Annotated in this window: 1 protein-coding gene and 1 pseudogene; one reads left to right on the top strand and one right to left on the bottom strand. The window is 47.9% G+C overall.

Annotated elements, in window-relative coordinates; genetic code table 11:
* Positions 1-677 (bottom strand): IS256 family transposase (locus EQY_RS0123330; RefSeq protein ID WP_000343730.1); only part of this gene is annotated, 677 nt, incomplete at its 3' end.
* Between the two features lie 169 nt (positions 678-846).
* Here EQY_RS0123330 and EQY_RS0123325 point away from each other — a divergent pair.
* Positions 847-1,204, top strand: a pseudogene (locus EQY_RS0123325) (transposase); the annotation flags it as partial.
* Between the last annotated feature and the right edge of the window lie 205 nt (positions 1,205-1,409).

Below are 1,409 nucleotides of genomic sequence, written 5' to 3'. Positions count from 1 at the left end.
GATTTGCAGCCGCCAGGCTGCCGTGGTTCAGTCAGCACATTGAGCCAGAACTTCGCCCCTTCATTTTCGGCCAGCCACATACCCAGCAGTTCTTTCTGACCTTCGATATTGATGCCCAGTGCCAGGAACACCGATTTGTTGATGACGCTACTGTCCTGCCGAACTTTCAGGACGATACAGTCAAGATAAACAATGGGGTAAACAGCATCCAGTGGTCTGTTTTGCCATTCTACAACCTGCTCCATCACGGCATCGGTGACCTTTGATATCAGTGCCGGTGAAACATCTGCGTCATACAGTTCTTTGAACGCAGTAGCTATCTCACGGGTGGTCATCCCTTTGGCATACAACGAGAGGATCTGGTTATCCATCCCGGTAATACGGGTCTGATTTTTCTTTACCAGTTGTGGTTCGAAGGTACCGTCACGATCGCGCGGAGTACGCAGTTCCAGTGGACCGTCGCCTGTGATAACGGTCTTTGTGGAATAACCGTTGCGGGAGTTAGCTCCTGGTCTGGACTGATTTTTCTCATACCCAAGATGGTGTGTCATTTCTGCATTGAGAGCGGCTTCAACGCTGAGCTTTTTCAGCAGCCGATCAAACTGACTGAGGTCTTCAGGGGTTTTGAGGTTTTTGGCCAGTTCGTTAGCCAGAGCCTGTAACTGTTTTTCGTCCATAAATTAACCTTCATTTGATGCTGGATTGAACATATCAAAATCAGGCAATTACACAAATCTATGTACAGGCTCCTATGCCTGTCTCGTTTTCTGGGGATTCCTCAGCCCCTGAAGGCCTTACCACTATTTTGCGATGTCAGTCGTATTCATTTTCAGTGTTACTTTACCTTACCCGGTCCTGACCAGCATGCCCGGAGTCGGTGTCAGGACCGCAGCCAGACTCCTCACAGAGGTTGGCTGTCAAGCCTTCGACTCCGCTGCACATCTCGCTGCTTATGCGGGCCTTGTGCCGGTAACCCGACGTTCCGGCTCGTCAATACGTGGCGAACACCCGCCAAGACGGGGCACCCTCAAACGGGCGTTGTTCCTGTCAGCTTTCACTGTGCTCAGGGAGCCGATCTCTAAGACTTACTACACACGCAAAAATAAACCAGGGAAAACGACTTATCGCTCTCGCAAGACGGCGCTGTGGTGTTTTGTTCGCCATGATGCGTAACGGGACTTTTCATACCCCGCAGCTAGCATAAACATGCTTGACAATTTAATAGCCCCCTTTTCCAAGCTCTCCCGAATATATCGGAATCCGCAATTATGCACACAGGTATAATTTCTTTGTTAATTAAATTTCGTTTTTTGTGAATTTTGTGAGAGTTATTTTTTGACATACATCCAAATAAAAGACTATTTTTTATTACTCAAAAGCGAATTGGTTTTGCATATATGCAAGCACAT

Source organism: Escherichia sp. TW14182 (assembly GCF_000208525.1).
Taxonomy (GTDB): domain Bacteria; phylum Pseudomonadota; class Gammaproteobacteria; order Enterobacterales; family Enterobacteriaceae; genus Escherichia; species Escherichia ruysiae.
This window is presented reverse-complemented; position numbering and strand designations above follow the sequence as displayed.